The following is a 24,430-nucleotide window of genomic DNA, read 5'->3' as shown; positions in this document are numbered from 1 at the left end:
AAGAGGTTGCCCAGGTCGGCACCATCGCCGGCAATGGCGACGTTTCGGTCGGCTCGATGATCGCGGAAGCGATGCAGAAGGTCGGCAATGAGGGCGTCATCACCGTCGAGGAAGCCAAGACCGCCGAGACCGAGCTCGAAGTCGTCGAAGGCATGCAGTTCGACCGCGGTTATCTCTCGCCCTACTTCGTCACCAACGCCGAGAAGATGGTTGCGGATCTGGAAGACGCCTACATTCTTCTCCACGAGAAGAAGCTCTCCAACCTGCAGGCCATGCTGCCGATCCTCGAGGCTGTCGTGCAGACCTCGAAGCCGCTGGTCATCATTTCGGAAGACGTCGAGGGCGAGGCCTTGGCCACGCTCGTCGTCAACAAGCTGCGTGGCGGCCTGAAGATCGCCGCCGTCAAGGCGCCTGGCTTCGGTGATCGCCGCAAGGCCATGCTGGAAGACATCGCTATCCTCACCGGTGGCCAGGTCATCTCCGAAGACCTCGGCATCAAGCTCGAGAATGTCGGCCTGAACATGCTCGGCCGCGCCAAGAAGGTGTCGATCTCCAAGGAGAACACCACCATCGTCGACGGCGCCGGCAAGAAGGCCGAGATCCAGGGCCGCGTCGCCCAGATCAAGCAGCAGATCGAGGAGACCACCTCGGACTACGACAAGGAGAAGCTGCAGGAACGTCTCGCCAAGCTGGCGGGCGGCGTTGCCGTCATCCGCGTCGGCGGTGCGACCGAAGTGGAAGTCAAGGAAAAGAAGGACCGCGTCGATGACGCCCTCAACGCGACCCGTGCGGCCGTCGAAGAAGGCATCGTTCCCGGCGGCGGCGTCGCACTGCTGCGCGCTTCGCTGAGCATCAAGGCAACCGGCGCCAACTCCGACCAGACCGCCGGCATCAGCATCGTGCGTCGCGCGCTGCAGGCTCCGGCCCGTCAGATCGCGGCCAACGCCGGTGCGGAAGCATCGATCGTTGCCGGCAAGATCCTTGAGAACAAGGGCGCGACCTTCGGCTACAACGCCCAGACCGGCGAATATGGCGACATGATCGCCATGGGTATCGTCGATCCGGTCAAGGTTGTGCGCACGGCTCTGCAGGACGCGGCCTCGGTCGCCGGCCTGCTGGTCACCACCGAAGCCATGATTGCGGAGGCTCCGAAGAAGGAGTCGGCTGGCGGCGGCATGCCTGGCGGCATGGGCGGCGGCGGCATGGGCGGCATGGGCGGTATGGATTTCTAATCCAACCCATCAGCCTTCATGTACGGAAAGGGCGGCCGAGAGGTCGCCCTTTTTCGTTGATGGGACGGAGGATGAGAGGCGGTCCGATTCCAAAGCAAGCGGAAGCATACCCCTGACCGTTTCTTCGGCGTCGGCGCAGAACGTGAATTGCAGAGCTGGAGCGTCGGCCCTTCGGCAGGGCTCCGCGCTGGCCTCGATGCCGTGGAAGCGCGAAACGTCAATGCGCCGTGACTGCGATCTCTTTCGCCGGCAATGCCCCCTCAATCAGCGCCGCGACCTCATCGGCTACCGCCAGCACCGGGGCGCGGTCGCGGGTGGCGCGTGCGATCACCATCAGCCCTTCCAGCGATGATTCGACCAGCAGCGCCAGCGCGTGCGCGCGGCGCTCGGGCACCCCTGCCCTGACGAAGGCCGCCCTGAGCAGGCCTATCCATTGCTCGAAGGCCGACCGGCACAACTCAGCCAACTCCGGCATGTCGGTCGGCGAATCCAACACCACGGGCGCGATCGGGCAACCGAGCGTGAACTGGTTGTCTTCCAGCATGCGCGCGACCGATTGGTAGATGTGGTGGACCGCCACCGCCGGATCTTTTTCGGCAGCGAGCGCGGCGTCCAGCCTCTGCGTCACATCGGCGACGCTATCGCGCGTAACCTCGACGACCAGCTGATCCTTGCCGCCCGGAAAGTGGAAGTAGAGCGAGCCCCTTGGTGCACCTGAGGCACTCAATATGTCGTTGAGCGACGTGCCGTGGTAGCCGCGCTGCCTCAGCAGCAGCGCCGTTGTCTCGAGTATGCGGATGCGGGTGTCGTTCGCCATGTCAACCTCTGTCAGGAATGAGCATTATAGGCCTTGCCTCGAATATGACAACCGGTCTATATAATATGTAGATCAGTCTATATATCAGCGAGGGGCGAATGCGTAGTTATCGTCTTGAAGGAACCGGCGTGACCAAGTGCCTGGTGATGCGCGACGGGACGCAGCCGACGCCGAAGCCGCACGAGATCGTCGTGCGTGTCCGCGCCACATCGCTCAACCGCCGCGATACGATGATCCTCAACGGCACCTATCCGCTGACGCCGCGCCAAGGCGTTATCCCGCTGAGCGACGGTGCCGGGGAAGTCGTTGCCGTCGGAGATGCCGTCACCCGCTTTGCCGCCGGCGACCGCATCACCGGCAGCTATTTTGCACGCTGGATTGATGGCCGCATCAATGCCGGGCTGATCGACCAGCTTGGCTGCACGCTGGACGGGATGCTGACTGAATACGCGGTGCTCGACGAGCAATGGGCGGTGTGGCTTCCCGATCATCTCGACTGGCATCAAGCGGCGACACTGACCTGTGCCGGCCTGACCGCTTGGAATGCCGTGACGGCGGCCGAGATGCCGAAGCCCGGGCAGTGGGTTCTGGTCATCGGTTCAGGTGGCGTCGCGCTGTTTGCGCTGCAATTCGCCAAGCTGCTCGGCTGCCGGGTCGTGGCCGTCAGCTCGCGCGGCGAGAAGCTGGACCGGCTGCGGGCGCTGGGCGCCGACCTCGTCGTCTCGACGGCCGACATGCCGGAATGGGGTGCAGCTGTGCGCGAGCAAACCGGTGGCATCGACCTCGTCGTCGAGACCGGCGGCCCGCCGACCTTCGCGCAATCGATGATCGCCTGCGCGCTTTACGGGCGCATCGTGCTTCTCACCATACAGGATGCGAAAGGCGGGACGGTGCAGATCCCCGGCCCGGTCTACCAGCGCAGCCTCGCCACCATCAGCCGCCTCTTCGTCGGCAATCGCACCAACCTCGAAGCCATGCTGCGCGCCATCTCGGTGCATCGGCTTAAGCCTGTCATCGACAAGGTGTTCGCCTTCGACGAGGCCCAAGACGCCTACCGTTATTTCCAGCAAGGCGACGTCTTCGGGAAAGTGGTCGTCGACGGCGCCTGACTGGTTCGCCCCCAAAATCTGATCGACCCCCTCAAATCAAAGGAGAGACACAATGACCATTCGTGAAGCAGAGGCCCAATGGCAGGGATCGTTGAAAGAAGGTTCGGGCCGGCTGAGGCTAGGCAGCGGCGTATTCGAAGGCGCCTACTCCTTCCCGTCGCGTTTCGAGAACGGTCCCGGCACCAACCCGGAGGAATTGATCGCGGCGGCGCATGCCGGCTGCTTCTCGATGGCGCTGAGCGCCATCCTGGGCCGCGAAGGTTATACTCCCGCACGCATTCACACGATCGCGAAAGCGCATCTCGGCGCCACCGCGGCCGGACCGACGATCACCCGTATCGAGTTGGAGACGGAGGCAAGCGTGGCCGGGCTGGCTGCCGGGGATTTCGAGCGGCTGGCGCAGACGGCCAAGGAGAGCTGCCTCGTGTCGCGGGCGCTGGCCGGCGTCGCGGCGATCACGCTCAAGGCCCGCCTCGTCGAAACCGTTGCTGATCACTGAAGGGAAGGAATATCCAATGACACAGGAACTCATCATCGACATCGCCGCGGCCAAACGCTCCGCCGAGACGGCCGAGATCATGCGGCGCTACAACGACGTCTTCCAGCGCCACGACCCGTCGGCGCTCGACGATCTGGTGGCGGAAGATTGCGTGATCGAGAACACCACGCCGGCCCCGGACGGCGCCCGCCGCATCGGCAAGGGCGCCTGCGTCGAACTGTGGTCGGCGATCGCGACCGGACGCGGCACGCGCTTCGACATCGAAGAAACCTTCGTCGCCGGCGACCGGGCGACGATCCGCTGGCGCTACTGGATGGCCGACGGCAATTCGCTGCGCGGCGTCAACCTGATGCGCGTGGCGGACGGGCAGATTGTCGAGGCCAGGGGCTACGTGAAGGGATAGCGCTTGGCGCGACAAGCTGCCGTCAGCCAAGCTGCACCGCGCGCGCATCCTTGCGATATAGATCCTTGATCGGCTCCTGCGCGGCGCGCAATGTCGTGATGTCCATGCATATTCTCCAGTCGTGAGATGTCGCTGTTCGAAATCGTGTGTCATTGCCGGGTTACTCCGGCTCGCTCACACCCGAGCCCCCGAGTTCGGCGGGGAAGTCTTTCAGCTTCGGCAATCCGTCCTTCATCGGCAGGACCGTCTCGGCGTAGTTGACATGAACCCCCGGCGTGAACTTCACCGTCGGTATCGTGGCCGCATAGACGTCTACCAGTCCGAGCGGCGGATGATCGGTCATCAGATGGCCGCCGCACTTCGTGCAGAACTGACGGTCGCTCATGTTGGACTTCTCGAAGCCGGACAGGAACTCCTCGCCCTTGGTGACCTTGACGTTTTCCGGCTTCCACAGCGTGAACGCGTTCACGGGAGACGCCGACCACGAACGACAGGAACTGCAATGGCAGTAGCCCATCGCCTCGGCCGCTCCGTGCACTTCGATTTCCACGGCGCCGCAAAAACATCCGCCCTTATGTACCGTCATGACTTAGATCCTCATTTTTCTTGAGTTCGACTGCGCTCAGCAGCTGATTTGAGACAGAGCTCAGCGCCGACGGGGTTTAAAGCTTCCGGCAATGAACGGAATGACGGGGCGTCCGCCTCACTTGACAGCGCGTCCGGAACTCGAAAGGGATGTCGCGCCGGGTTGCCGCGCAACTTACGGGACATGGATGGAATGGCCGGGGACGCTCTGTCTGACCTCTTGAAAAAGGTGCGTCTCACCGGCGCGACGTTTTTCGACATCAAGGCTCAGGATCCATGGGCCGTCTGCTCGCCTGCCCCGTCATCGATACTGCCGAAGATCCTGCCCGGCGCGGACCACCTGATTTCCTATCACGTGGTGACGGCCGGCCGTTGCTTTGCTCGCATCGTGGGCAAGGAGGCGATCGCGGTGGAGGCCGGCGAAGTCGTGGTCTTCACCCACAGCGACCCGCACATCATGTCGAGCAATCCCGAGCTCGCGGCCGATCCTCCGACCGCCGATGTCCTGGAGATCGCGTCCGCCAGCCAAATGCCGTTCCACATCAACCATGGCAGCGACGGGTCGATCTCGGCTAGGCTCGTTTGCGGTTATCTTGCCTGCGACGCACAGCCATTCAATCCGCTGCTCGATGCATTGCCCCCGGTGATCAAGGCCGGGGACGTGAAAGGCGATGCCGGCTGGCTTGGCCAATTCATCAGATTGGCAGTCTCGGAAGTGGCGGAAAAGCGGGCTGGCAGCGAGACCGTGCTCACCAAGCTCAGCGAGCTCATGTTCGTCGACGTCCTGCGCCGCTATGTGGAGTCGCTTCCACCGCAACACACCGGCTGGCTGGCGGGCCTGCGCGACCCGCACCTGGGCAAGGCGCTGGCGCTGATCCACGATCGGCCCGAGCACAATTGGACCGTGGAGGCGCTGGCGAAGGAGGCCGCGCTGTCGCGCACCGTGCTCGCCGAGCGTTTCACCAGGCTCGTCGGGATGCCGCCGGTGCACTATCTCGCCAAATGGCGGATGCAGATTGCCTCGGAACTGCTCAGCACCGGCAACAGCAACGTCGCAAACATAGCGGCGGAAATCGGCTACGAGTCCGAGGCGGCGTTCAGCCGTGCCTTCAAGAAGATGATCGGCGTCCCCCCATCGGCCTGGCGGCTGGGTGTTCGCGCTGCGCCCGGTTTCGGCGGCGGCGAGGCTCCCGAAACCGAAGGCGGACCCGCCGATCCGCAGCGGTAAGAGCAATTCCAGGAAAGGTGCGAAACGGTTTCCGTCCGGAATTGCGTCAAAACAAAGAGATCTACCGGTCCGCCAGCGCCAGTTTGGCGCCGAGCATGGCAAAGGCTCCGGCGAAGGTGCGGCGCATCCAGGTCAGCACCTTTGGTCGCGACACGACATGGCTGCGGATCGACGCCGCGAAGATGCCGTAGCCGACAAAGACCACGAAGGTGAGCAGCATGAAGACGCTGCTGAGCTCCAGCATCTTCGACAGCGCATGCGATTCGGTGGTGCTGACGAATTGCGGCAGGAAGGCAAAGAAGAAGATCGACAGCTTCGGATTGAGGATGTTGATGAGGATGCCCGAAGTGATCACTTTGCCGGCCGAGCGCGGCGCGACATTTTCGTCGACGCTCAGGCCGCCCTTCTCCTTCAGCGTGTTCCAGGCCATGTAGAGCAGGTAGGCGACGCCGAGATATTTCAGCGTCTCGAAGGCGACGGCGCTGGTGTGCAGCAGAGCCGCGAGGCCGGTGATGGCGGCCGCCATATGCGGAATGATGCCGAGCGTGCAGCCGAAAGCGGCAATGATGCTGGCACGCGCACCACGCGAAAGCCCGGCGCTCAGCGTATAGAGAACGCCAGTGCCGGGCGAAGCCACGACAATCAGCGACGTCAACAGGAATTCGATGCTCACAGATGGTCTCCCGGTGCTGGCCCTGCCGCCGGCAGCGTAATCAGCGAAACGTGCGGGCACAAGCCAGCCTGAGAGCCTATCCGCATTCAGATCATGCTATTGGCGTGCAGCTTGCTATCCGCGATGGGTTGCCGAACTTCCCAGTGTTCGACGAGCTTACTTTCGTTCAGCCTGAAAATGTCGACGATGGCCAAGCCCTCCTCTTCGGGTTCGCGTTTTGCGTGCATGTGCACGATGACGAAATCCCCTTCGGCAAAAATCCGCTTCACCTCTCCCCTCACGAGGGGAAATGACTGTTTGAGCTGCTGCAGATAGGCTTTGAAGCCGTCCGCACCATCCGCAATGTTCGGATTATGTTGGATGTAGCGTTCGCCAAAATGCATCGAAGCAGCTTCGATGTTGCCCTGGTTTACTGCTTTGTCGATGAAGTCCAGGACGATCGTCTTGTTGGTTTCGAGCGAATTATAACTCTTGGCTGTAACTGGATTTGATGGTTCGTCACGCATGTTTTGCTCCGTGAGGTGGCTGCTTCCGCCTGTTGTGGACAGGAGCGTCCGCAGGCCGACATTGCCAACATAATCAGCCACGCTTGTGAGATGGTCGATATGCCATTCCGCTAGATTCTTATCCAATCGTCTAATATCGTTGTCCGATTCATCATCGGAGGATGGTTCTCATGGATGCCTTGTCCGAAGTTCTTGCTTCGCTGAGATTTGGCAGCGCCATGATCGGCAGCGCGACCCTGCATCGGCCATGGGGTATTTCGGTCGATCCGACAAGGAATGCCGCCATCCACGTCATACAGAACGGCGAATGCTGGCTGCGGCTAGCCGGTGAAAAGGAGCCGATCCGCTTAGGCGAGGGAGACGTCATCCTTGTCGCGAGCGGTATCGGGCATGCCCTTTGCAATCCGGCGGATGCACCGACGGCATCGATATCCGCCGTCCTTTCCGCAAATCGGAGCGGACTGGAACCGAAAAGCGAGAGCGGCGCGACAACTCTTCTTTGTGCGAGATATTCACTCGACGGCGTCGGACCATATCCGATGGTTTCGCTGCTTCCACCGCTGATCCATTTGACCCGAGATCAGATCGACACCAGCGAGCCGCTGCGGCTTGCCCTGGAACTTCTGCAGGTCGAAGCAAAAAGCAATCTCGGCGGTCACGACATTGTCGCCCCACGTCTTCTCGACAGCACGTTGATCTTCTTATTGCGTGCCTGGATAGAACATCAGCCTCTCGGAACAGGCGGATGGTTTGGCGCCTTACGCGATAAAGGCATTGCGCAGGCTTTGCGCCTGATCCACGAGCGGCCGGATGGTCCCTGGACTATCGCTTCCCTTGCCAGCGGCGCGGCACAGTCCCGGGCCACCTTCGCGCGTCGCTTCGCTCAACTCGTGGGACAGCCGCCGCTGTCCTATGTGACTCGCTGGCGGATGAACCTTGCCGCCAAGGCTCTGCGGGAAACGAACCAGAACATTGGCGAGATCGGGTGCGCCGTCGGATATGAGTCGGTGCCGTCGTTCTCGCAGGCATTCAAACGGTTGACCGGACGATCGCCCGGCCTCTACCGCAGCGACTTTCGCTCATCTGACTGACGAATTTCAAAAGTGAGACGCCAGCCCGAGGGCCGTCATTACAGCGTCGGCAGTCCGTGAGCCAGGCGCGCCATCAGGCAGTCGTCATCGCCCGGCATGCAGGCGCGGCAGACGTCGGGACGGATCTCGTAGATGCCGCAGGCGGTCGACTTGCCGACCTCGCCGCACAGTGCCGAACAGCGCGCGCCGTCGCAGCGCATGCCGGCTTCATCGGCAGCCACGTATTTTTGCGGGATAAGGTCGAGTTGCGCGTCATCCTCGGTTGAAAAGCGCGGCCATCTTGACGAGTAGGCGCAGCAGGCGCCACAGGTCTGGCAATCGAAGGCAACCGGATCGGCGCCCTCTTGTGGCGACAAAAAATCCTCTGCGACCGCCAGGGCAAGCAGCCTTGGCGCAGATTTCCGGCCGGCATTTTGCTGCAAGGGTGCTATTTCTTCTTCGGCTTGCGCGGCGGTGCTTCGGCCGGCGACCTGAACAGATCGGTACCCGCTTCGGCGGCTTCACCGGTTTTTGGTGCGGCGGCCGGCTTGGCCGGCTTCACGGCGGCAGCAGGCGCGGCTGGCTGGCCCTTGGCGGAAAACTTGATTGCCATATCAATCCTCGTCAGAGAAACGCGATGATGGCGCATTCGGATTGCGAAGGCGGCCGATGAGCGCCGAAACGGCCGTGATGTTCATTTCTTCGGGCGACCAGTTCCTGGCTTCCTCGATGTGCCGGGGCGCCAGCTCGCGATGCGTGCTGCCACTGTAGGCGGCGTCCTGATAGGTCACGCGCTCGTGCGTCTTGGCGTTTTCCCGGACGTATTCGATCAGATAATTGGGGCATTCGGCACGGCCGCGCACGCCGAGCCGCACCTGGGCATCGCCGTGGACACGCCGGCAGCGCTCGAGCTTTTCGAGCACGCGCCGGACATATTCGACCGGCTTGTCGAGTTCACCCACGACATCGGCGATGGTCGAATCGGCGGCGATCGCCTTTTGAGGCACGCGTTTGGTGGCCATCAGCGTTTGCCCGCGCGTTTCGGCGAGGCCGCGAGCGCTGCCGCCATGTCGTCGGCTTCCTTTTCCAGGCGCAGTTCGCGCAGCCGCGCGGTCTTGGCTTCGCGCGCCTGGCTGACGGCATCCCGTTCGGAATTGATGCGGTCGAGCGACATCGACTGGGTCCGCGTCTTGCTAAAAATGGATTCGGCCTGGTCGCGGGGTCTTTTTGAAGTTGCGGTCAAGGTCTTTCTCCCGGTTCGGAGCGCGCCGCCGAAAAGTGGCGAGACTGGTCTTTCGGCCAGGATCCCGCACAAAGCAATACGGCAGCCGGTTTCAAATTGCTGGAACGTCCTCAGAGACCGTTTGGAAATTCTACTCTGACGGCCGTCTGATGGCCGTCAGAGCGAATTTCGAAACAGCCTCTTAGCACGTCCGGGCCGTCGAGCAGCGCTCTTTCGGCGGTCGAAGCGCAAAAATGAAAAAGGCCAGGCACCGCCTGACCTTCCATGAGAGCGCATGCGCATCCCGAGAGACGCGCAAAGAAACGTTCTTCTCATGCGCATGAACGGGGACTTAACCTCCCGCGATCATGTGCTGGAATTTGCCATTCACCGGTGCCAGTACATCCGTGGTCACCGGTGAGGCTGAATTCCGTTTTAGGCCGCCTTCAACTGGTCGGCGGACATCTTGCCCGACTTGTTGTCGCGGACCATCTCGTAGCCAAGCTTCTGGCCCTCGACGATGTCGCGCATTCCGGCGCGCTCGACGGCTGAGATGTGGACAAAAACGTCGGCAGAACCGTCGTCAGGCTGAATAAAACCAAAACCCTTGGTGGCGTTGAACCATTTAACTGTGCCTGTGCTCATAACGAACCCTTTCCATGGCAAATATTCGTTCGCCGTCATGCGGATGCACAACAACGTTTGTCTCGATTTTGATGGGGAAGTTCGTCAAAGGCGCGCCTCGGCACGCGGATAACAAAAGTCGGTCAAACAAACATCGACAAAATTCTTGTAGACTTCTTTGCGCGCTGTGTCAATTTTTTGATTTGCAACACTCGTGGAGATGCGCGGCGGCGGCAAATACGACAGCGAAAACCGGGCTATTGCCCGCCGAAAAAACCACTTAGCCGGGAACCATTTTGGCGCCGGAGCATTTTTTCGGTGTCGAACGCCGTTCTCGAAAGAGCGATCTTGAGAAAAGGCGGACGATCACCAGGACGCCCCCCGCGCAGATAAAAGGCACGAGGGGCGTTCCTGTGTGATGCGACCATTCGCGCCGCCGCCCCCTGCTCCTCACACCATGCCGCGACTGAGCCCGCCATCCACCGGCAAAGCCACGCCGGTAATATAGGCGGCGGCGTCGCTGGCCAGGAATGCTGCAACCGCACCGAATTCGGCGGGAGTGCCGTAGCGCTTTGCCGGGATATCGGCCTGACTCTCGGCGGCGATCACGGCAGCGTCGACACCCCTGTCGGCGGCGTCCATGGCGTCGAACTGTTTGGTCCGGTCCGTCGCAAAACGGCCAGGCAGCAACAGGTTGACGGTAACGCCGTCCGCCGCCACTTCGCCGGCCAGCGTCTTGGCCCACCCGGCGAGCGACGCACGCAGCGCATTCGAGGCGGTAAGGCCGGGGATCGGCTCGCGGACGGAAGTCGAGGAAACGGCGATGATGCGTCCCCAGCGCCGCGCCCGCATGCCTGGCAGGAAAGAAATGGCAACGCGCATCTGGCTCAGCACCATGCTGGTGAACTGCTTCTCCCAGACGCTCGCATCGAAGACGCTGGCCGCGAAGGGCGGCGGGCCGCCGCCATTGAGCAGGACGATGTCGATCCGCTGATGCTCGTCCTCGACGGCATGGATCAGCCGGGAGACGCTGTCGTGGTCGGAGAGGTCGGCGCTGAAGGTCGAGCAGATGTGGCCGGCGGCCTCGATCGCGCGCCGCGCCACATCCAGGGTCGCCTCCCCTCGTCCGACCAGGATGATCTCGGCGCCTTTCGCCGCGAGCGCTTCGGCAACGCCGAAACCGAGGCCCTTGCCTCCGCCGAGAACAAGCGCCCTCCGCCCCTCAAGATTTGCATCCATCAAGCCAAGCCTCCTGCTGGTTTCACTGGCTATTTCGAGCGACTTCCCTAGCGGACATGCACGATAGCGTCGGCTTCGACCGGAACATTGGCCGGCAAGCCGGCCATGCCGAGCGAGCAGCGGGCGTGCTCGCCACGCTCGCCGAAAACATGGAGCAGAAATTCGGATGCTCCGTTGCCGACCTCCGAATAGGCCGAAAAGCCGGCCGTCGCATTCACATAGACGGTCAGCTTGGCGAATTTCACGACACGGTCAAGATTGCCGTCCAGTTCCTTGTCCAGCCAATAGACGATGTTGGCCGCGCAGAGCCGGGCGGCGTTCTGCGCAGCAGCCAGATCGATCTCTCTGCCGACCTGGCCGATCGCGGCGATCTCCTGCGCGATCTCGGGAATCTGACCGGAGACATAGACGATGTCGGCGACCCGAACCGTCGGCGAGAACGGCAAAGCAGGCCGCTCGAGCGACGGCCAGGCGACACCGAACTCCTCAAATCTTCTTCTGTAGGACAAGGTGGCTGCTCCTGTTTTCGTTCGTGCGAGCGGACCTTGAATTCAGATCGGGCTTTCGGATAGCCTGATAGTGCTGACACAGCTATCAGGAATTCTTATGACTGGAGATATCGACGTCAGGCTGCTGCGTGCCTTCGTCACCGTGGCCGATACGGGAACGGTGAGCCGGGCGGCCGATCGACTTGCCCGCACCCAGGCGGCGGTGAGCATGCAGCTTCAGCGCCTCGAGGGTGAAGTCGGCGCCGAGCTGCTGCGCCGTTCGCCGCGCGGCGTGACGCTGACCGAGGCCGGCGAGATCCTGCTCGCCTTCGCCCGCAAGGCCATCGCGATCGGCGACGATGCCAGGCGCGAGATAGAAGGCCGCAGGCTGGTCGGCCGTGTCCGGCTGGGCATCATCGAGGATTTGGCGGTGACACGGCTGCCGCTGATCATTGCCGACTTCCGCCGCCGGCATCCTTCCGTGGAGATCGAGCTGACATCGGCCAGCAGCGCCGATCTCAGCAAGTCGCTGGGCGAAGGAAAATGCGACATCGTCATGGCCGATCCGGCGCGCTTCACAAAGGCGCCGCGAGGTCATCTGTCACGACAGCTGGTCTGGGCGGCAAGCCGCATGATCGAGATCGATGACGAGGTCGAGCTTCCGCTGGTCATCTTCGAAGGCGCCTGCTCCTGGCAGGACAGAATGCTGGCCTCGCTCGCCGAGGCCGGGCTCGGCTGGAAGATCGGCTGCCGCGTGTCGACTTTCGCGACGCTGATCTCGGCGCTGAGGGCCGGGCTTGGCATCGGCCTTCTGCTGCAGGAAGGACTGCCGCCCGACTGCCAAAGCCTCAACGGACGCTTCAACCTGCCGCCGGCGCCGATGGCGGATTTCGGCGTCTACCTTGCGAGGGACCCGTCCCGGCTGGTCGAGGAGTGTGGCGATTTCCTGCGGGCGGGATTCGAAGTCTAACGAAACGATCCGACGTCATTCACCGTTCCTGGTCGGTCGGGCGGATGACGATCTCGTTGACGTTGACGTGCGCCGGCTGGCTCACGACGTAGAGAATGGCCGCGGCGATGTCCTCGGCGGCCAGCGCCTCCATGGCGGCGAGCCGCTGGTCGAGCCCAGTCTTCGCCGCCGGATTGGTGATATGGTCGCCGAGCTCGGTGCGCACCAGGCCGGGTTCGATGACGGTGACGCGAACCTTGTCGGAGTAGACTTCGCGGCGCAGCGATTCGGAAAAGCCGACGACGCCGAACTTGGTTGCGGCATAGCCGCTGGCGCCGGGATTGGCGACGCGGCCGGCGACCGACGAGACATTGACGATGTGACCCTTGGCGGCCCTGAGATGCGGCAGCGCCGCTTTGGTGACACCCATCAGCGCCAGCAGGTTGAGCTCGACCATGCGGCGCCAGTCATCGAGCACCGCCTCGGCGGCCGGCGACAGAAGCATCACCCCGGCATTGTTGACGAGGATGTCGAGGCGGCCCCATTCGGCGACAACCTTGTCGACCATGGCGGTGACATCGTCGTTGCTGGTGACGTCGGCCGCGATACGGAGTGCCGTGCCGCCGGCCTTTTCGATACGCGCGGCCAGCGCTTCGAGGCGATCGGCGCGGCGGGCGGCAATCGCCACCTTTGCCCCGGCGGCCGCCAGCGCCACAGCGGTTGCCTCGCCGATGCCCGACGAGGCGCCGGTGACAAGCGCGACCTTGCCGGCCAGTGCGGAAGAAACAGCTGTCATTGTGAAGTCTCCAAAGCCCCTGCCCGATCTTCAGATAGGCCGCGGGCCGCGAAGTGGAAGACCAGCTCGCCGGTTGCTCGGCTCATTCGTCGGGGCCGGGCTCCGGCCATGGCTCCTTCGCCGCCTCCGCATACCAGTGGCGCATCGCCGGCATCGAAAGCACGGCATCGACATAGGCGCGGGTGTCGGGCGCCAGCGTGCCGCCATAGGTGTCGAAGCGGGTGACGACCGGCGCGTACATGGCGTCGGCCGCGGTGAAATGGCCAAACAGGAACGGCCCGCCTTTGCCGTATTTTTCCCGGCATTGCCGCCACAGATCCTCGATGCGCGCCCGTTGCGCCTCACCTTCGGCGTCGAGCGGCTTGTGGCCTTTTGGCCGGCGCAAATTCATCGGCCAGCCATAGCGGACCTCGCGAAAGCCGGAATGCATCTCTGTCGCCGCCGAGCGGGCGTGCGCGCGAGCGCCGATATCGGCCGGCCAGAGCTTCTTGTCGGGAAACAGGTCGGCAAGATATTCAAGGATGGCAAGGGTTTCCCAGACGATCCGGATCTCGCCATTCGGCAGCCGATGGTTCAGCACCGGCACCTGGCCGGTCGGCGATATCCTGGCCAGATTGGCGGCGGTCTCGGGCGTGCGCAGGCGCACAAAACCTTCCTCGAACGGTATCTCCAGATGCTTCATCGCCAGCCATGGCCTCAGTGACCAGGACGAGAAGCATTTGTTGCCGATGAAGAGCGTGAATTCAGCCAAGATGGTCTCTCCGTGTCGAGCCCAGCGGCTCAGTTTGCTTGTGCCGCGGCCAATTGTGCCCCCGGCGTGACGCCGGCGCGAGCGCGGATGGCGGCGACCGCCTTGGTGATATCCGCATTGACCAGCAGCGCCTCGCGACCGGCCGCGATGGTGAGGTCGACCTGATCGACCGGCAATTTCAGCCGCGTCGGGACAGCGTTCAGCTTGGCCTGTGTCGCCTGGTCGAGGTCGGCAAAGGACAGATATTGGACCACGAGTTCAACATCGCGGCAATCCCAGCCGGCAGTCGAGCCGCGATAGGCAGCCACGGTCGAGGTCGGCAAAGCACAGCGGTAGCGGACCAATTCACCGCGCCATTGCGAGACGGCCAGCTTCAGTGCGTCGGCTTCGTCGCGCACCGCGGCCGCCATGGTGGTGCTCGTCACGGCGTCGAGCAACTCGCTAAGCCGCGGTCCGTGGATAGACTTGGCCCAGCTCACGTCGTTGTCGGCGCCGGCGTCGGCAACGATGAAAAGCAGCGTCCTCAACCGGACAGCGGCGGCCGGCGACAGCGGACCATAGGGGGTGCCGGCGGCGGAGCGCTCCAGGGTAAAGCCGGTGACGCCGAGATTATCGGTCAGACCACCGTCCAGCAATTTCACATAGTCGAGGGGATCGGCGTTTTGATAGGAATCGAGCGCGCTGGCATAGGCCTTGAGCCTGATCGAGGCATTGTGATCGGCCAGTGCCCGGCTCAACCATTGCGGCCTGGGTAGCCGCAATCCGGGCTGGTGGCGGAAACCACGATCGGCGCGAAGACCACCGGCACGGCAGCGGAAGCCGCGACCGCATCAGCCAACCGCATCTTGTCGAGATCGCTACAAAGCGCCGCGAAAGTGTCGTAGCTGAACAGAAATGGCGTGCGGTTATAGATATCGGACGCGTTGATCCAGATGATGGGCCGGTCCGGCTTGGCGAACGCCTCGAATGTCGCATCGTCGAAGAGATTGTCGTTCAGCCATTTGGCAAAACCGCTGCGGTCATTGACGCCGCCATAGTAGGCGCGGACAAGGTTGAACGGCGACAGCCTTGTTCGAAGGTCGGCCTCAGCATTCTGGATCAGGAACCGTTCGCGAAAGTCGCGGTAGCCGTCCTCGCCCTTGTAGCCGAAATAGGCGGCAGTCACCGCGCCGCCTGATGCACCGGAAATCATCCTGATGTCATCGACCAGCGTGCGCCGCCGCGGCTGCTCGTCGATGACGATGTCGTCCAGCGCCCGCAGAACGCCGTAGGAGAAGGCCGCGGCCCGGGTGCCGCCACCGGAGAAGGCGAGGCCGAGCACAGTCGAGCCGTCGTCGCCCGGATCTGGAATGAAAGCCGGCGACGGCCTGCCGGCTTCGGGCGTAAAGACGTTGATCGGCCCGACATCATCGGCGACGCAGCCTGCCAAAAGCATGGACGTCGCAACGGCACAGGCAAGGCGAAAACGCATCGAAATCCCCCCGGGCAGAGCCTAGCCGCATTACCGCGCCGGGTGCAACCGGTTGTCCGGCGATGCATGGAACCGAAGCGGTGCCTGACCGTTTGCCTCGCAAATAAAACTCCCGAACTCCAGGAGATGCGCGATGGTGAACAAGGATCAGGTGGCAGGCGTCGCCAAGCAAGCCAAGGGCTCGGTCAAGCAGGCCGCCGGCAAGGCCACCGGCAACAGGCGCACCGAGGCCGAAGGCGACGTCGACAAGGAGACCGGCAAGATGCAGAAGGCTTACGGCGACGTGAAGGACAAGGTGAAGAAGGCGCTTTGACACTGGCCCCCTTCGCGAACCAGGAAAAAGGCGGCTCGGCCGCCTTTTTTGCGCCCTCTCTTACCGTAAGAAAGTCAGGCTTTTGCTGTATGCATTGGTGAAGGTGACCTCGCCATGATTTCCGGCGGCTTCGCCCAGCACCACATCCATGCTGTTTCCGGTCACCCGCGCCAAGGCAAAGCCGCCCATGAAGGCGGCCTTCGGTTTGAACAAGTCGAGCCCGTCACGGCGGTAGATCATCGGCGTTGCGTGCTGGTGGCCATGGAAGATGCCGACGACATTGTAGCCTTTCAGCACGGCCAGCAGCGCCTGCCTGTCGACTTCGCTCCACCAATGCGGCGGACCCGTGCCGCTGTCGTCGAAGGTTCTCTCGGCGGCGTCCCATCTTTCGATCGAAAAAGTATCCCAGCCATAATGCTGGAACAGGATGACCGGGCGGCCGTCGCCGGCATAGGTCGCCAGATCCTGCTTCAGCCATGGCAGGCTGTTGGCGGCGCCGTGGCCGGTATCGCCGGCAAAACGGTGCGTCTGGACAAGATGCAGACCGCCCCAATCCCATGAATAGCAGTCGGTCTCGACGTCGTAGTCGGTCGCCGGCGCAGGCGGCTTGAAGAACACGCCGGGGCGGTGGTTGACCTCGACATAGTCGCGCATTTCGCGGCGGTACCAGTCGACATGCGAGCGCGGGCCGTTCTGGTCGAGGTCGTGGTTGCCGAGGCCGACATAGACGGGCATGTGCACACGGTCGGGGCCGACGCCCTGCTGGTAGCGCTGGCTGAACTGAAGCAGCTGCGTGCCCTCGCTGGGCTGGGTGATCTGGCCGCCGCCGTCATCGGTGATGTCGCCGCCGACGACGAGGCCGAGCGGCGTGCCGATGTTGCCCGTCGAGCGCAGGCCGGTGGCAACGCCTTCGATTTCAGCCGGCCATTGTCTGTCACCGACGCCGTTGAGTGCGGCGACGTTGCGCAGCAAGGCAGCGTCGGTCTTGCCCTCCTGCTCGCAATGCGGGCTCAATCCGTTCGCCATTCGGCAGGCATGGACATCAGCGATAAACAGGAAGGTGGCGTCGATCGGCGGGATGCGCTGCCCGGTCTGGCCGAAGGCCGGGCGCGAAACGGCGCCGGCCGCGGCAACGGCCGCTGCCTGCATCAGGAAGCTGCGCCGAGAAACCGGTAGGGCGGGAATGCGATGCATCATGCGCTAAAATTCAGCACGACGCGGATCGGCAGTCCAGTTGCTCGCAAAGTATGTCGACACGTTCTCCCAGGTCTGGCATTGCTTTCGGCATTCAACTTGCGCGGGCAGAGGAGGACGGCATGAAAACTGCATCCATCGGCATGACAATGGCCATTCTGGCGGTGACGAGCGCAGCGCATGGCGCCGAGTGCATCGACGTCAAATCGGCCAAGGCCGGCTTCATTCTCGAAAGGCCTGGCATCCACAGCGAATTTCGACCGGCAGCGGGCGGAATGGTGGCCGTTGCCAACAAATACCAGTCGCAATCGCCGCAGTCGCAGTACCTGTTCGGCGGACTGATCGAGGTGTTTCGCGACAGCAGCACGGGGCAGCTGGCGATGATCCCGTTTTCCGATCTCAGGAAGGTGTTCCCGCTGAAGGCGGGGGCTAAGAACAAGATCGTGTTTGCCCGCCTCGCACCGAACAAGCCGCCGAAGGGCACCGAGACGCTGGAGATCAACGTCAAGGGCAAGGAGACGTTCAGCCTGGGTGAATGCAAATACTCCGTGCTCGCGGTCAAGCAGACGATCAGGAGCGAGGCCGGCGAGACGCGGGACGAGTTTACCGCGCTTTACGCACCCGACTTGCAGGCAGTTGTGGCCAGGCGCTATGACGAGGGCACCAGCGCCGAAAGCGTGGTCGGCTACGAGCTGATCAAGCCGCTGCCGAATTAAGAGCTCGGCCTCCCCACCTCGGTCATAGTGAGCGACGGCGGCGCCTCTGTCCTGCCGGCGTCAAGGGGCTTTGTGGAGTATCCTGCGACGTCGCCTCGTGACTCCCTGTTCCAAGGCCATCAGGCAGTCGCGCAGCACTCTTGTGTCCTGTGCGGTCTTGGCCATCGACATGGCGCCGGAATAGGTGGCGACGGCGAGCGCTGCGAAGCGCTGCGGATCGGTGCCCTGCTCCCGGCCCGCCTGCTGGTCGGCCCTGATCTTGTCGGCAATCGCCTGACGCCAGGCCGAAAAAATGTCGGCAAGGGCAATGCGGAAATCCGGATCGGCAAGCGACAGTTCGTGCGCCAGATTGTTGAGCGGGCAGCCGCGCACGAATCCCTGCTGCTCCAGCTCCGCCGCGACGGCCGCGAACACGGCGCGCACGCCCTCCCGCGCCGAGCCGGCCCTCCGCACTGGCGCGATCCAGGTCTCCTCGACGGCGGCGGCGACCCGCTCTTCGATGACTGCTAGCGCCAGCGCCTTCTTGGTCGCGAAATGGTGGTGCAGCGCGCCGCCGGTGACGCCCGCCGTCGCCATCAGGTCGCCCATGCTGGAGGCGTGATAGCCGCGTGCCTGAAACGCCTCTTCGGCGACATCGAGCACCTTTTTGCGCATGCCTTCGGGGTCATTGGTGCGTTTTTTAGCCCGCGCCTTTGGGCGGGCTGTGGTCTCTGCTGACATTTCCACACGATAGCAGATTGACAAAACAGGACAACCGGTCTGTTTTGTAAAACAGGATGACTGTCCTGTTTTTGAGATCGAGCGATGAACCTGCCTTTGAATGCCGCGCCTAAATCCGATCTGCTCGCCTCGCCCGTCGTCGAACTTCGGCAATACACGCTGAAACCTGGCCGACGCGAGACGCTGATCGGCATCTTCGACAATCATTTGATCGAGGGCCAGGAAACCGCGGGGATGACCATCATCGGCCAGTTCCGCGACCTCGACCGGCCAGATATGTTCGTCTGGTTGCGCGGCTTCGACGGCATGATCGCGCGGAAGCATGCGCTGGCCGCCTTCTATGACGGGCCGGTGTGGGCGGCCTGGCGCAACGCCGCCAACGCCACGATGATCGATTCCGACGACGTGCTGCTGCTGAAACCGGCTTGGCCGGGCGCCGGCTTCGACCTCTCGGGATCGCAACGAGTACCCCAGACGGATCTCGAAGAACCAAGCACAAGCAGTGCTTTACAGGCAATTGTTGTCATCAGGATTCATCATTTGCGACCGGGCCTCGAAGCCGGCTTCGCCAGGGATTTCCAGACCGAGGCTCTTCCGGTTCTTGCCGCACTTGGCGGACAACCGCTCGCCGCCTTCGTCACCGAGCATGCCGAAAACAGCTTTCCGCGGCTGCCGGTGCGGGCCAGCGAAAACGTCTTCATCAGCGTCACGGGTTTCGACAGCGCCGAGGCGCATACCCGCCACGAGGCGGCCTTGGCCGCCTCCCCAGACTGGCAGGCGCTTCAGCAGACCGTACAACGGGAATTCGCCAGGCCCGCGGAGGTTTTGCGTCTGTTACCGACGGCGCGATCGCTGCTCGGGCAGCACCCAATTTCGGTATGAACCAACATCGGACGCCTCCTACGTCGCCGGAGCCTCCTGGTTCATGCCTGAAAGTGTCTGGCATGGATCGCCTGGTAACGCGCCGTCCATGCGGTTGCCTGCTCCAGGTCAAGGGAAACGCGCAGCAGACGGTGATCCTCGTTCTTGCGGCCAATGAGCTGGATGCCAATCGGCAGGCCGCCTTTCGACTGGAACAGCGGCAGGCTGGCGGCCGGTTGGCCGGTGACGTTGAAGATTTCCGTGAAAGGCGCAAAGCCGTAAGCCCGGCTCGCCCAAGCCTCGTAATCAAAGAGAGCACCATCGCCATGGATGGCGCCAAGCCGGGGCGGCAGGCCGGCCGTGGTCGGCGTCATGATCAGGTCGAACGCATCGAACGCCCTCGCCATCGCCAGCGAAGCGCTGTGCACATGGTCCTGCGCCCTGAGATAGTCGGCGGCCGAGGACCGTCGAAAACAGTCGAGCGCGTGACGACTGAGGCTTTCGATTTCGCCGGCCCCCGGCATCCGCCCGATCTCGTCGGCGCGCTCGTCAACCAGCCGCGCGACCTCCGACATCCAGAAGATGCTCCAGTCCGCTTCGGCGCTGCCTTCCCGCGGGAAACGCGCCTGTGTGACCTCGTGCCCCATATCCTCGAGGAGGACCATGGCTTGACGTAATTTTTCCTCGATCTCGGGCGCGACCGGCGCGCCATCCGGCCGGTGCGCCAGGCACGCGACGCGCAGATGCTCGCCGGGCGAAGACAGCCAGTCCAGGTAGGACGGCACCGATTTTGACACGGAGTAAGGCGCTCCTTGTTCTGGACCGGCAGTTATGTCCAGCATGGCGGCGCTGTCGCGAACGGTGCGGGACAGGACGTTGTCGGCGTAGAGCCCGGCGCCGACCTGACCTCGACAGGGGCCGACAGGCGTGAGTCCGCGCGACGGCTTCATGCCGAACACGCCGCAACAGGCAGCCGGCACCCGGATCGAGCCGCCGATATCGGAACCGTGGGCGACCGCCACCATGCCGCTTGCCACCGCCGCAGCAGCTCCACCGCTTGAGCCGCCCGCCGTCAGCGAAAGATCCCAAGGGTTCAAGGTGGGGCCGCGAAAGCTGGGTTCGGTGACGAAGTCATTGGCGAATTCAGGCGTGTTTGTCTTGCCCAGCAAGATCAGACCGGCGGCCCGCCAGCGCCGGACGATCTCGCTGTCGGGTTTCGGCGCGGCATCCTTGAAGTAGAGCGACGAGTGCGTCGTCGGCCACTCCCGCACATTCACGCCGGTGTCCTTGACCAGGAAAGGAATGCCGGCGAGTGCGGCGTGCCGGTTGCAGCTTGCCGCCGCGGAAAGCGCCCGGTCCGCATCGATCAGTGTCACGGCATTGATGGCGGGATTGATGCTTTGGATTGCTTCGATAGCCGCCTCGACGACCTCGACAACGGACAGTTCGCCCGAACGAACGTGCCCGGCCAGGGCGACGGCATCCAACGCCACATATTCGGAAAGGTTCATGACTGCTCTCAGCCCGGACTGCCGGTCGCGTCGGCCGTCGACTGGGATCCAGCTTTACTCCGGACCTTGAAATATCGGGCGATGGCTGCCGCGACCAATGCCGGATCCTCCCAGTGCGGGTTATGCCCGCACCGCGCCGCGCCCACGAACTCCGCGGCAGGGATTTCTTCGAGGAGCCGCTGTTGGTGCGTTTCGTCGAAGAGCAGGTCGCGCCCGCCAGCAATGACAAGCGCCGGCAGGCGCAGCGTACGCGCCTTGTCGGTAAGATCGACGCGCCGAACCTGCTCCAGGATTGCTCGCCAAAGTGCCGCCGGCATGGCTGACGCCTCCTTTGCAACCATGGTCAGGAAGTCCGCTGGAACCTCGGCCTCGCAGGCATGCCAATAGTCATAGAACGGATCGGCCGGCGATATCGGGTCTCGAAGTGCCCGCACACCAATGGTCATCGGGTGATCCTCACCGATCTGCGGCCGCACCGTTCCGGCCATCAGCACCAGGCCGCCAATCATCTCGGGATAGCGCGCTGCTGCCTCGATCGCCACCATACTGCCCAAGGAATGCCCGACCAGAACCGGCCGCTCGAGGCGCAACCGCTCGATCAAACTCACCACATCTTCCGCGAAATCCGCTGACGCGAAGCCGCGTGTCCCGGCCGGCGAGGCGCCATGCCCGCGCAGGTCTGGGATGATAAGCCGGCGCCCGGCGAGATGCGGCGCCAGCAAGGAGAAGCTGCGGCTCGTGTCGGAGAAGCCGTGCACCAGCACCAGCGCGGGCTCCTGCCCGGCGATTTCGACGCAGGCCGTTTCAGTGCAGCCGGCACCGACCTTGCGCTTGCGGCCGTTCCAGCCAGCCTGATCGACCGATATCAAAGGCCGAGCTGCTGCTTGACCGCGTCGAGCGCGGGCTTGCCATCGAATGTGGTGACACCGGCAAGCCAGGCGCCGAGCCTATCCGGATTCCCTTTGATGGCCTTCAGGCCGGCTTCCTCAGGCTTCAGGCCGTCATTGATGAGATAGCCCATGCCGAGATTTTCGAAATCGATGTCGAAGGCGAGGTTCTTCAGCAACTGCCCGACATTCGGGCATTGCTGCAGATAGCCCTTGCGCACCTGCGTCGTCACCGTCGCGGCGCCGAAGTTCGGGCCATAGAACTTGTCGCCGCCGCTCAGATATTTGAAGTCGTACATCGTGTTCATTGGATGCGGCGCCCAACCCTGGAAGACGATGAAGCGCTTTTCCTTGATCTCGTAGCCGACCTCGGAAAGCATGCCGGCTTCACTCGATTCGACGACCTGCCAGCCATCGAGGCCCAGCGACTTATCGGCGATGGCGTCCATCATCAGCTGGTTCGAGCCCGGCTCGATGCCATACATCTTCCTGCCGAACTTGTCGGCGAACTTTTGCAGGTCGGCAAAATCCTTGACGCCGGCCTCCCAGACGTAAGTCGGCACGGCAAAGGTGTATTTGGCGCCGACGAGATTGACGCGCACATCGTCTACCGAGCCGTCCTTCTTATAGGGCTCGTAATAGGTGATCATCGCCGGATCCCAATAGCCAAGGAACACGTCCAAATCATTGTTCTTCAAGGATTCATAGATGACGTTGATGCCCAGAAGCGAGCTTGCCGGTTTGTAGCCGAGCGCATCGAGCAAGACGCTGGTGACGCCGGTGGTGAAGGCAAGGTCGTTCCATCCAGGCTCGGCCATGCGCACGACCTTGCATTGTTCAGGTTCAGCCGCAAAGACCGGCTGGGTCGCCAGCAGGACCCAGAGCGAGGCGCCTATTCCAAGGCTACGAAGCATTTCGGTTCTCCTCATTTCACCAACGGTGTTGACCATTCGGTCCTTATATTGTCCCACCGGTCAATTCTTGATCTCGGCGGACGAAAATGTCAACGTCGGTTTTCGATGCATGGATCCGGCCCGTGAAACTCAAGCGCCTCAGCGACATACGCCGCAAAGAGCTGCGGCAAGCCGCCTTTGCCGTGCTTCAGCGCGAAGGCATAGCTGGCGCCACCATAGAAAAAGTGGCGGCACAGGCCGGCGCGTCGAAGGGCATCGTGCTGCATTATTTCAACAGCAAGCGGGAACTGTTCGAGCACGCCATGCGCGAGTCGAACCTGGTGCTGCGTCATGCAGTGGTCGAGCGGCTGAAGCAGGCGCGCACCCCAATGCAACGGATAGATGCCATCATCGAAGGCAATTTCGAGCCGCATCTTTTCCAGCCGTCCCTCTGCCATGCCTGGCTTTCGCTTTGCGCGGAGGTGCCGCGCGACGAAAAGCTGGCCCGCATCCAGAAGGTGATCCATGCGCGCATGCGCTCCAACCTGCTGTCCGGCCTGCGCGGTCTGATGCCGGCGCCCGATGCTGACGAGATCGCCTTCGGCGTCACCGCCCTGATCGACGGGCTATGGTTGCGGCTTGGCCTGCAGCCCGGCAGCGTCACGCGTGAACAGGCCATTCATCACGTCAAGGAGTTTGTCGCTACCCGCCTGGCTGTTCGGCGCGATGCAGCCGCTGCCGAATAGACCATCGTGCCCGACAGCCGAAGTTCATACTGTAGGATAGGCTGGCGGCTTGACCACAGTTGCCAACGGCGCTGCTCTCCTTGTCAGACAAGACGGCATTGCGCGGGAGTGTTGGATGAGACTGGGCGGCAAACGGGCACTGGTCACCGGCGGCTCGGACGGGATCGGGCTGGCAATCGCCGAGGCGTTTTTGCGCGAAGGCGCGGACGTGCTGATCGTCGGCCGCGACGGCAAAAAACTCGACGCCGCCCGCAAGCAGCTCGGGGACGGCGTCGAAACGCTGTCGGCAGACCTGTCGGCCAGCGCCGGCATCGACGCCGTGGTCGAGCATGCCAGGTGCGGCCCACCTCTCGACATCCTCGTCAACAATGCCGGCGTGGCGTTCCTGGCGCCGTTCGAGACCGTCAGCGAGGACCAGTTCCAGCAGTCGTTCGCGCTCAACGTCACGGCTGTATTCTTCCTCACCCAGCGACTGTTGCCGCATCTCGCGCCGGGCGGGGCATCGGTCATCAACATCTCATCCTATTTTGCGCACAAGATGATCCCGAAGCGGCCGTCCAGCCTCTATTCGCTGTCGAAGGGCGCGCTCAATTCGCTGACCAAGTCGCTCGCCTTCGAGCTCGGGCCGCGCGGCATAAGGGTCAATGCCATCGCGCCCGGCACGGTCGACACCGCAATGCGGCGCAGGTCGATCGAAAACCTGCCTGAAGCCGCGCAGGCCGAGCTCAAGGCCTATGTCGAGCGCAGCTACCCGCTCGGCCGCATCGGCCGAACCAGCGATCTTGCCGGCATCGCGGTCTATCTCGCCAGCGACGAAGCGGCGTGGACCAGCGGCGGCATCTTTGCAGTGGATGGAGGGTACACGGCGGGGTGAGGAGCGCGCGCTCTCCCTTCTCCCCTTGCGAGAAGGAAAAGGCGCTGCTTCAA

Annotated in this window: 30 protein-coding genes and 1 pseudogene; 12 read left to right on the top strand and 19 right to left on the bottom strand. The window is 63.1% G+C overall.

Going from position 1 to position 24,430, the window contains the following annotated elements; all coding sequences use genetic code 11:
* Positions 1 to 1,232 (top strand): chaperonin GroEL (gene groL / locus NKH05_RS11485; RefSeq protein ID WP_353025404.1); only part of this gene is annotated, 1,232 nt, incomplete at its 5' end.
* Between the two features lie 217 nt (positions 1,233 to 1,449).
* Here groL and NKH05_RS11480 read toward each other — a convergent pair.
* Positions 1,450 to 2,049 (bottom strand): TetR/AcrR family transcriptional regulator, encoded by a 600-nt coding sequence (locus NKH05_RS11480; RefSeq protein ID WP_352481740.1) that lies wholly within the window; start codon positions 2,047 to 2,049, stop codon positions 1,450 to 1,452.
* Between the two features lie 128 nt (positions 2,050 to 2,177).
* Here NKH05_RS11480 and NKH05_RS11475 point away from each other — a divergent pair, with 128 nt between their 5' ends.
* The 3 genes from NKH05_RS11475 to NKH05_RS11465 are packed head-to-tail and all read left to right on the top strand — an operon-like array spanning position 2,178 to position 4,060.
* On the top strand, positions 2,178 to 3,158 hold the full coding sequence (locus NKH05_RS11475) for a zinc-dependent alcohol dehydrogenase family protein (RefSeq protein WP_352859381.1): 981 nt from the start codon (positions 2,178 to 2,180) through the stop codon (positions 3,156 to 3,158).
* 52 nt (positions 3,159 to 3,210) lie between these two features.
* Complete coding sequence (locus NKH05_RS11470) at positions 3,211 to 3,657, top strand: OsmC family protein (RefSeq protein ID WP_023722760.1); 447 nt, start codon at positions 3,211 to 3,213, stop codon at positions 3,655 to 3,657.
* A 16-nt stretch (positions 3,658 to 3,673) separates the two neighbouring features.
* Complete coding sequence (locus tag NKH05_RS11465) at positions 3,674 to 4,060, top strand: nuclear transport factor 2 family protein (RefSeq protein WP_023722759.1); 387 nt, start codon at positions 3,674 to 3,676, stop codon at positions 4,058 to 4,060.
* A gap of 160 nt (positions 4,061 to 4,220) precedes the next feature.
* On the opposite strand, the gene NKH05_RS11460 is transcribed toward NKH05_RS11465, so the two are convergent.
* Positions 4,221 to 4,646: a GFA family protein gene (locus NKH05_RS11460; protein ID WP_353025403.1), complete on the bottom strand. Its 426-nt coding sequence runs from the start codon at positions 4,644 to 4,646 to the stop codon at positions 4,221 to 4,223.
* 183 nt (positions 4,647 to 4,829) lie between these two features.
* Between NKH05_RS11460 and NKH05_RS11455 the strand changes: the two genes are divergently transcribed.
* Positions 4,830 to 5,873, top strand: coding sequence for a cupin domain-containing protein (locus NKH05_RS11455; RefSeq protein ID WP_051409779.1), 1,044 nt, complete (start codon positions 4,830 to 4,832; stop codon positions 5,871 to 5,873).
* 61 nt (positions 5,874 to 5,934) lie between these two features.
* Here the strand turns inward: NKH05_RS11455 and NKH05_RS11450 are convergent, their stop codons facing one another.
* Together NKH05_RS11450 and NKH05_RS11445 are read right to left on the bottom strand one after the other, a co-directional pair.
* A complete protein-coding gene (locus tag NKH05_RS11450) occupies positions 5,935 to 6,546 on the bottom strand; it encodes a LysE family translocator (RefSeq protein WP_353025401.1) in 612 nt (203 codons plus the stop codon).
* A gap of 86 nt (positions 6,547 to 6,632) precedes the next feature.
* Positions 6,633 to 7,178, bottom strand: a complete 546-nt coding sequence (locus NKH05_RS11445; RefSeq protein ID WP_353025400.1) for a nuclear transport factor 2 family protein — start codon at positions 7,176 to 7,178, stop codon at positions 6,633 to 6,635.
* A 44-nt stretch (positions 7,179 to 7,222) separates the two neighbouring features.
* Between NKH05_RS11445 and NKH05_RS11440 the strand changes: the two genes are divergently transcribed.
* Positions 7,223 to 8,143 carry an AraC family transcriptional regulator gene (locus NKH05_RS11440; protein ID WP_352588556.1) on the top strand — a complete coding sequence of 307 codons (921 nt, stop codon included), beginning with the start codon at positions 7,223 to 7,225 and terminating at the stop codon, positions 8,141 to 8,143.
* 38 nt (positions 8,144 to 8,181) lie between these two features.
* Here NKH05_RS11440 and NKH05_RS11435 read toward each other — a convergent pair whose 3' ends face one another.
* The 7 genes from NKH05_RS11435 to NKH05_RS11405 form a co-directional block, all read right to left on the bottom strand.
* Positions 8,182 to 8,499, bottom strand: a complete 318-nt coding sequence (locus NKH05_RS11435; RefSeq protein ID WP_036245865.1) for a YkgJ family cysteine cluster protein — start codon at positions 8,497 to 8,499, stop codon at positions 8,182 to 8,184.
* Between the two features lie 71 nt (positions 8,500 to 8,570).
* A complete protein-coding gene (locus NKH05_RS11430; protein ID WP_023722752.1) occupies positions 8,571 to 8,735 on the bottom strand; it encodes a hypothetical protein in 165 nt (54 codons plus the stop codon).
* 1 nt (position 8,736) lies between these two features.
* Positions 8,737 to 9,144: a hypothetical protein gene (locus NKH05_RS11425; RefSeq protein ID WP_023722751.1), complete on the bottom strand. Its 408-nt coding sequence runs from the start codon at positions 9,142 to 9,144 to the stop codon at positions 8,737 to 8,739.
* A complete protein-coding gene (locus NKH05_RS11420) occupies positions 9,144 to 9,365 on the bottom strand; it encodes a hypothetical protein (RefSeq protein WP_031195260.1) in 222 nt (73 codons plus the stop codon). The genes NKH05_RS11425 and NKH05_RS11420 overlap by 1 nt, the downstream gene beginning before the upstream one ends.
* 414 nt (positions 9,366 to 9,779) lie before the next feature.
* Entirely contained in the window at positions 9,780 to 9,989 is a 210-nt protein-coding gene (locus tag NKH05_RS11415) for a cold-shock protein (protein ID WP_010915421.1), read from the bottom strand.
* 429 nt (positions 9,990 to 10,418) lie between these two features.
* The gene (locus tag NKH05_RS11410; protein ID WP_023722748.1) at positions 10,419 to 11,207 is read right to left on the bottom strand and encodes an SDR family oxidoreductase; all 789 of its coding nucleotides are present in this window, start codon (positions 11,205 to 11,207) and stop codon (positions 10,419 to 10,421) included.
* A 47-nt stretch (positions 11,208 to 11,254) separates the two neighbouring features.
* Positions 11,255 to 11,716: a RidA family protein gene (locus tag NKH05_RS11405; RefSeq protein WP_031195259.1), complete on the bottom strand. Its 462-nt coding sequence runs from the start codon at positions 11,714 to 11,716 to the stop codon at positions 11,255 to 11,257.
* Positions 11,717 to 11,813: 97 nt separating this feature from the next.
* Here NKH05_RS11405 and NKH05_RS11400 point away from each other — a divergent pair, with 97 nt between their 5' ends.
* Positions 11,814 to 12,665: a LysR family transcriptional regulator gene (locus NKH05_RS11400; RefSeq protein WP_352481751.1), complete on the top strand. Its 852-nt coding sequence runs from the start codon at positions 11,814 to 11,816 to the stop codon at positions 12,663 to 12,665.
* Positions 12,666 to 12,684: 19 nt separating this feature from the next.
* Here NKH05_RS11400 and NKH05_RS11395 read toward each other — a convergent pair whose 3' ends face one another.
* The 3 genes and pseudogenes from NKH05_RS11395 to NKH05_RS11385 all read right to left on the bottom strand — a co-directional run bounded on the left by NKH05_RS11395 (position 12,685) and on the right by NKH05_RS11385 (position 15,662).
* Positions 12,685 to 13,440 (bottom strand): SDR family NAD(P)-dependent oxidoreductase, encoded by a 756-nt coding sequence (locus tag NKH05_RS11395; protein ID WP_353025398.1) that lies wholly within the window; start codon positions 13,438 to 13,440, stop codon positions 12,685 to 12,687.
* A gap of 82 nt (positions 13,441 to 13,522) precedes the next feature.
* Positions 13,523 to 14,191 carry a glutathione S-transferase family protein gene (locus NKH05_RS11390; RefSeq protein ID WP_023722744.1) on the bottom strand — a complete coding sequence of 223 codons (669 nt, stop codon included), beginning with the start codon at positions 14,189 to 14,191 and terminating at the stop codon, positions 13,523 to 13,525.
* 29 nt (positions 14,192 to 14,220) lie between these two features.
* Positions 14,221 to 15,662 (bottom strand): annotated as a pseudogene (locus NKH05_RS11385) (patatin-like phospholipase family protein).
* Between the two features lie 133 nt (positions 15,663 to 15,795).
* Here NKH05_RS11385 and NKH05_RS11380 point away from each other — a divergent pair.
* Positions 15,796 to 15,975 (top strand): CsbD family protein, encoded by a 180-nt coding sequence (locus NKH05_RS11380; RefSeq protein WP_353025397.1) that lies wholly within the window; start codon positions 15,796 to 15,798, stop codon positions 15,973 to 15,975.
* Positions 15,976 to 16,035: 60 nt separating this feature from the next.
* On the opposite strand, the gene NKH05_RS11375 is transcribed toward NKH05_RS11380, so the two are convergent.
* Complete coding sequence (locus tag NKH05_RS11375; RefSeq protein ID WP_352481755.1) at positions 16,036 to 17,172, bottom strand: metallophosphoesterase; 1,137 nt, start codon at positions 17,170 to 17,172, stop codon at positions 16,036 to 16,038.
* Positions 17,173 to 17,291: 119 nt separating this feature from the next.
* On the opposite strand from NKH05_RS11375, the gene NKH05_RS11370 reads away from it, so the two are divergent.
* Complete coding sequence (locus NKH05_RS11370) at positions 17,292 to 17,885, top strand: hypothetical protein (protein ID WP_023722740.1); 594 nt, start codon at positions 17,292 to 17,294, stop codon at positions 17,883 to 17,885.
* A gap of 60 nt (positions 17,886 to 17,945) precedes the next feature.
* On the opposite strand, the gene NKH05_RS11365 is transcribed toward NKH05_RS11370, so the two are convergent.
* Positions 17,946 to 18,539 carry an LmrA/YxaF family transcription factor gene (locus NKH05_RS11365; RefSeq protein ID WP_023722739.1) on the bottom strand — a complete coding sequence of 198 codons (594 nt, stop codon included), beginning with the start codon at positions 18,537 to 18,539 and terminating at the stop codon, positions 17,946 to 17,948.
* A gap of 150 nt (positions 18,540 to 18,689) precedes the next feature.
* On the opposite strand from NKH05_RS11365, the gene NKH05_RS11360 reads away from it, so the two are divergent.
* Positions 18,690 to 19,487, top strand: a complete 798-nt coding sequence (locus tag NKH05_RS11360) for an NIPSNAP family protein (protein ID WP_023722738.1) — start codon at positions 18,690 to 18,692, stop codon at positions 19,485 to 19,487.
* Between the two features lie 41 nt (positions 19,488 to 19,528).
* On the opposite strand, the gene NKH05_RS11355 is transcribed toward NKH05_RS11360, so the two are convergent.
* From NKH05_RS11355 to choX, 3 genes are read right to left on the bottom strand one after another with little or no spacing between them, the layout of a single operon-like run.
* The gene (locus tag NKH05_RS11355) at positions 19,529 to 20,977 is read right to left on the bottom strand and encodes an amidase (RefSeq protein ID WP_352481758.1); all 1,449 of its coding nucleotides are present in this window, start codon (positions 20,975 to 20,977) and stop codon (positions 19,529 to 19,531) included.
* Positions 20,978 to 20,985: 8 nt separating this feature from the next.
* The gene (locus tag NKH05_RS11350; protein ID WP_023722736.1) at positions 20,986 to 21,846 is read right to left on the bottom strand and encodes an alpha/beta fold hydrolase; all 861 of its coding nucleotides are present in this window, start codon (positions 21,844 to 21,846) and stop codon (positions 20,986 to 20,988) included.
* The gene (gene choX, locus NKH05_RS11345) at positions 21,843 to 22,778 is read right to left on the bottom strand and encodes a choline ABC transporter substrate-binding protein (protein ID WP_031195251.1); all 936 of its coding nucleotides are present in this window, start codon (positions 22,776 to 22,778) and stop codon (positions 21,843 to 21,845) included. The genes NKH05_RS11350 and choX overlap by 4 nt, the downstream gene beginning before the upstream one ends.
* 122 nt (positions 22,779 to 22,900) lie before the next feature.
* Between choX and betI the strand changes: the two genes are divergently transcribed.
* Both betI and NKH05_RS11335 read left to right on the top strand, forming a co-directional pair.
* Positions 22,901 to 23,503 carry a choline-binding transcriptional repressor BetI gene (gene betI / locus NKH05_RS11340; protein WP_031195249.1) on the top strand — a complete coding sequence of 201 codons (603 nt, stop codon included), beginning with the start codon at positions 22,901 to 22,903 and terminating at the stop codon, positions 23,501 to 23,503.
* Between the two features lie 115 nt (positions 23,504 to 23,618).
* Positions 23,619 to 24,377, top strand: coding sequence for an SDR family NAD(P)-dependent oxidoreductase (locus tag NKH05_RS11335; protein WP_352481760.1), 759 nt, complete (start codon positions 23,619 to 23,621; stop codon positions 24,375 to 24,377).
* Positions 24,378 to 24,430: the final 53 nt, after the last annotated feature.

The sequence above is a fragment of the Mesorhizobium sp. M1399 genome (genome assembly GCF_040317735.1).
Classification (GTDB): domain Bacteria; phylum Pseudomonadota; class Alphaproteobacteria; order Rhizobiales; family Rhizobiaceae; genus Mesorhizobium.
The sequence above is the reverse complement of the archived record's forward strand: the minus strand, read 5'-3'. Positions and strand labels throughout refer to the sequence as shown.

What these genes read in the sequence shown, in the direction of transcription:
- NKH05_RS11480 (WP_352481740.1), bottom strand. Translation starts at nt 2,049, where the DNA reads ATGGCGAACGACACCCGCATCCGCATACTCGAGACAACGGCGCTGCTG.
- NKH05_RS11470 (WP_023722760.1), top strand. Translation starts at nt 3,211, where the DNA reads ATGACCATTCGTGAAGCAGAGGCCCAATGGCAGGGATCGTTGAAAGAA.
- NKH05_RS11465 (WP_023722759.1), top strand. Translation starts at nt 3,674, where the DNA reads ATGACACAGGAACTCATCATCGACATCGCCGCGGCCAAACGCTCCGCC.
- NKH05_RS11460 (WP_353025403.1), bottom strand. Translation starts at nt 4,646, where the DNA reads ATGACGGTACATAAGGGCGGATGTTTTTGCGGCGCCGTGGAAATCGAA.
- NKH05_RS11455 (WP_051409779.1), top strand. Translation starts at nt 4,830, where the DNA reads ATGGATGGAATGGCCGGGGACGCTCTGTCTGACCTCTTGAAAAAGGTG.
- NKH05_RS11440 (WP_352588556.1), top strand. Translation starts at nt 7,223, where the DNA reads ATGGATGCCTTGTCCGAAGTTCTTGCTTCGCTGAGATTTGGCAGCGCC.
- NKH05_RS11430 (WP_023722752.1), bottom strand. Translation starts at nt 8,735, where the DNA reads ATGGCAATCAAGTTTTCCGCCAAGGGCCAGCCAGCCGCGCCTGCTGCC.
- NKH05_RS11425 (WP_023722751.1), bottom strand. Translation starts at nt 9,144, where the DNA reads ATGGCCACCAAACGCGTGCCTCAAAAGGCGATCGCCGCCGATTCGACC.
- NKH05_RS11415 (WP_010915421.1), bottom strand. Translation starts at nt 9,989, where the DNA reads ATGAGCACAGGCACAGTTAAATGGTTCAACGCCACCAAGGGTTTTGGT.
- NKH05_RS11410 (WP_023722748.1), bottom strand. Translation starts at nt 11,207, where the DNA reads ATGGATGCAAATCTTGAGGGGCGGAGGGCGCTTGTTCTCGGCGGAGGC.
- NKH05_RS11400 (WP_352481751.1), top strand. Translation starts at nt 11,814, where the DNA reads ATGACTGGAGATATCGACGTCAGGCTGCTGCGTGCCTTCGTCACCGTG.
- NKH05_RS11395 (WP_353025398.1), bottom strand. Translation starts at nt 13,440, where the DNA reads ATGACAGCTGTTTCTTCCGCACTGGCCGGCAAGGTCGCGCTTGTCACC.
- NKH05_RS11380 (WP_353025397.1), top strand. Translation starts at nt 15,796, where the DNA reads ATGGTGAACAAGGATCAGGTGGCAGGCGTCGCCAAGCAAGCCAAGGGC.
- NKH05_RS11375 (WP_352481755.1), bottom strand. Translation starts at nt 17,172, where the DNA reads ATGATGCATCGCATTCCCGCCCTACCGGTTTCTCGGCGCAGCTTCCTG.
- NKH05_RS11370 (WP_023722740.1), top strand. Translation starts at nt 17,292, where the DNA reads ATGAAAACTGCATCCATCGGCATGACAATGGCCATTCTGGCGGTGACG.
- NKH05_RS11365 (WP_023722739.1), bottom strand. Translation starts at nt 18,539, where the DNA reads ATGCGCAAAAAGGTGCTCGATGTCGCCGAAGAGGCGTTTCAGGCACGC.
- NKH05_RS11360 (WP_023722738.1), top strand. Translation starts at nt 18,690, where the DNA reads ATGAACCTGCCTTTGAATGCCGCGCCTAAATCCGATCTGCTCGCCTCG.
- NKH05_RS11355 (WP_352481758.1), bottom strand. Translation starts at nt 20,977, where the DNA reads ATGAACCTTTCCGAATATGTGGCGTTGGATGCCGTCGCCCTGGCCGGG.
- choX (WP_031195251.1), bottom strand. Translation starts at nt 22,778, where the DNA reads ATGCTTCGTAGCCTTGGAATAGGCGCCTCGCTCTGGGTCCTGCTGGCG.
- NKH05_RS11335 (WP_352481760.1), top strand. Translation starts at nt 23,619, where the DNA reads ATGAGACTGGGCGGCAAACGGGCACTGGTCACCGGCGGCTCGGACGGG.